Genomic DNA, 3,294 nt, shown 5'->3' with positions numbered 1-3,294 from the left:
CGGTGGCGTCGGTGGCGTCGGTGGCCTGATTCTCCAGGCGGACGGGCTTGCCGGATCCCCTGGACTTCTTGAACTGGCGGTTGATGGCACCGAGGGTGCGCATCCCACCCTTGGTGGACTCATAGGCCACACGGTCGATCTTCTCGCCGAGGCCGTACTTCTGCGCGAGGTCGGAGCCGGTGAAACGGGTGAGGACCCGCATCACGGCGCCGGTGGCGTCGCGCTTGATGGTGTTCAGGCCGGGGGTGGAGTCGTTCCGCTTGCTTCGGTCGCTCATGGCGGGCAGCTACCTTTCGCTGTCTCGGACAGTAACGGATGAATAATGATGATTTCATCATAGCCATTCACCATGACGGACGTCACATTTGTCCGAAACGTGCCCCGCAACACAACAACCGGGTCACCCCCGACCGGGGTTGACCATCACGGCCGGAAGTTCCGCAACACCAGGTCAGCGCTCCGGCTTCACCATCGGGAAGAGCACCGTCTCCCGGATACCCAGGCCGGTCAACGCCATCAGCAGACGGTCGATGCCCATGCCGTTGCCGGACGTCGGCGGCATACCCTGTTCCATCGCGGCGAGGAAATCCTCGTCCAGGACCATGGCCTCGTCATCGCCGCCGGCGGCCAGGCGGGCCTGATCCTCGAAGCGTTCACGCTGGATGACCGGGTCGACCAGCTCGGAGTAACCGGTCGCCAGCTCGAAGCCGCGGACGTAGAGGTCCCACTTCTCGGTCACCCCGGGCTTGGAACGGTGCTGCCGGGTCAGCGGGGAGGTCTCCACGGGGAAGTCCCGGACGAAGACCGGTCCGTAGAGCTGGTCCTCGCACAGCAGCTCCCAGATCTCCTCGACGAGCTTGCCGTGGCCCCAGCCGCCCTTCTCCGGGACATCCAGGCCGATGACCGCGGCCAGCGCCTTGAGCTCCTCGACGGTGGAGTCGACGGTGACCTCGGCCACGGCGTCCTGCTCCGGGAACTTCCGGGCCAGCGCCTCGTTGAGCGAGGGGTACATCTCCATGACCCGCCACTCGCCGCCGAAGTCGTACTCGGTGCCGTCGACGAGGGTGACGGTGGTGGAACCGAAGACCTCGACAGCGATCTCCTGGATGATGTCGTGGATCAGCTGCGCGCCGGTGTCGTAGGTGCCGTAGGCCTGGTAGGTCTCCAGCATCGCGAACTCCGGCGAGTGGGAGGAGTCCACACCCTCGTTGCGGAAATTCCGGTTCACCTCGAAAACCTTCTCGATACCGCCGACGACACAGCGCTTGAGGTACAGCTCCGGGGCGATGCGCAGGTAGAGGTCGATGTCGAGGGCGTTGGAGTGCGTCTCGAACGGCCGGGCGGCAGCACCACCGTGGAGGGTCTGCAGCATCGGCGTCTCAACCTCGAGGAAGCCGCGGCGCTCCAGGGCGTTGCGCAGCGCGCGCATGACCCTGATGCGGGTCAGGGCGTTGGTTCGCGCCTGCTCACGCATGATGAGGTCGGTGTAGCGGTGGCGGATGCGGGAGTCCTCGCTCATCTCCTTGTGCGCCACCGGCAGCGGGCGCAGCGACTTGGAGGCCATCGACCAGGCGTCCGCCATCACGGAGAGCTCGCCGCGCCTCGAGGCGACGACCCGGCCGTGGACGGAGACGATGTCGCCGAGGTCGACATCGGTCTTCCAGGACGCCAGGGCGTCCTCCCCCACCTCGGCCAGCGAGAGCATGGCCTGCATCTGTGTGCCGTCGCCCTCCTGGAGGGTGGCGAAGCAGAGCTTGCCGGTGTTGCGCACGAAGATGACGCGGCCGGCGACACCGACGACGTCGGTGGTCTCGTCGCCCGGCGCGAGGTAGGTGACGCCCTCGACACGCTCGAGGGCGGCCGCCTCGTCGGCGTCCTTCGGCAGTGCCCGGTAGGCAGCCCGGAGCTCACGCAGGGTGCGGGTGCGGTCGACGACGACCGGGTAGGCGTCTTTCCCTTCCGCCAGCAGGCGCGCGCGCTTCTCGCGGCGGATCTTCAGCTGCTCGGGGAGGTCGGCGGCTGCAGTGTCTTTGGCCTGCTGGTTCTTCGGGGTCTGCTTCTGGTCAGTCACGGTGGTCCAGCCTACTGCATGGCTGGTGGGACGCCGGAACAGCAGGCACGGCAGCGCACCTCCCGACAGCACACCCTTGACCGAAAAGTGGTACCACTCTAGGGTCGATAAGTGATATCAGTTTCCACGAAAGGGGAACGTCATGTCCTCCACCTGGGGTGGCACACCGCCCGCCACCACCGGCCCGACCGGCGCACAGTCCGGCGCGCAGCCCGGCGCACAGTCCGGCGCACGGCCCGATCTGCCGGACGCCGAACCGGTCGGCCACGACGGCGCGAACGTCGCCGTCACCGAACGCCCGTCCTGGGTGGGGTCCTCCGGCATGGCCGGGGCGTTCCTCGTCCTCGGGATCCTGCTCTTCCTCGGCTCCATCGCCCTGTTCATCTGGGCAATCGTCGCCGCGGACACCGGCACACCGGGCGTCCCCCTCACCGTCCTCGTCATCATCGTCGCCGTGGTGGTGTTCCTCGTCTCCCTCCTGGGACTGTCGATGCTGCGGATCATCAACCCCGGCCACACCCAGGTGGTGCAGTTCTTCGGACGTTACCTGGGCACCAACCGGACCACCGGCCTCAGCCTCGTCGCCCCGCTGGCGACGTCGAAGAAGGTCAGCGTGCGCGTACGGAACTTCGAGACCAGCGAGATCAAGGTCAACGACCTCAACGGCAACCCGGTGATGATCGGCGCCATCGTCGTCTGGCAGGTCGCGGACACCGCCAAGGCCACGTTCGCAGTGGAGGACGTCGAGGAGTTCATCCACTCCCAGGCGGAGTCCGCGCTGCGGCACGTCGCCACGACCCACCCCTACGACTCGAAGAACCCGGAGTCCGTGAGCCTCGCCGGATCCACCGACGACGTCTCCTCGGAACTCGCCGACGAAGTTGCCGCCCGGGTTGCCGTGGCAGGCCTGGAGATCGTCGAGGCCAGGATCTCCGCCCTGTCCTACGCCCCCGAGATCGCCGGGGCCATGCTGCAGCGCCAGCAGGCCCAGGCCGTGGTGGACGCCCGCGAACAGATCGTCGACGGCGCGGTCTCCATGGTGCAGACCGCCCTCGACCAGCTCGAGGACCGCGACATCGTGGACCTCGACCCGGAGCGGCGGGCCTCGATGGTCTCGAACCTGCTCGTCGTGCTGTGCTCGGACTCCTCCACCCAGCCGGTGATCAACACCGGCGGGCTGTACAGCTAGGCTCGACCGACATGGCCCGGAAGAATGTGCCGCT

The 3,294-nt window shown here is 67.3% G+C and carries 2 protein-coding genes and 1 pseudogene; 1 reads left to right on the top strand and 2 read right to left on the bottom strand.

Going from position 1 to position 3,294, the window contains the following annotated elements:
- Both QZV72_RS01250 and lysS read right to left on the bottom strand, forming a co-directional pair.
- Positions 1 to 277, bottom strand: a pseudogene (locus QZV72_RS01250) (acyl-CoA dehydrogenase); the annotation flags it as partial.
- A 174-nt stretch (positions 278 to 451) separates the two neighbouring features.
- Complete coding sequence (gene lysS, locus QZV72_RS01245) at positions 452 to 2,071, bottom strand: lysine--tRNA ligase (RefSeq protein ID WP_297004220.1); 1,620 nt, start codon at positions 2,069 to 2,071, stop codon at positions 452 to 454.
- 142 nt (positions 2,072 to 2,213) lie between these two features.
- On the opposite strand from lysS, the gene QZV72_RS01240 reads away from it, so the two are divergent.
- Entirely contained in the window at positions 2,214 to 3,260 is a 1,047-nt protein-coding gene (locus tag QZV72_RS01240; RefSeq protein ID WP_297004219.1) for an SPFH domain-containing protein, read from the top strand.
- Positions 3,261 to 3,294 lie beyond the last annotated feature (34 nt).

It is taken from the genome of uncultured Corynebacterium sp. (genome assembly GCF_902782855.1).
Classification (GTDB): domain Bacteria; phylum Actinomycetota; class Actinomycetes; order Mycobacteriales; family Mycobacteriaceae; genus Corynebacterium.
This window is presented reverse-complemented; position numbering and strand designations above follow the sequence as displayed.

Coding starts and splice junctions, on each gene's coding strand:
- QZV72_RS01240 (WP_297004219.1), top strand. CDS start 2,214: ATGTCCTCCACCTGGGGTGGCACACCGCCCGCCACCACCGGCCCGACC.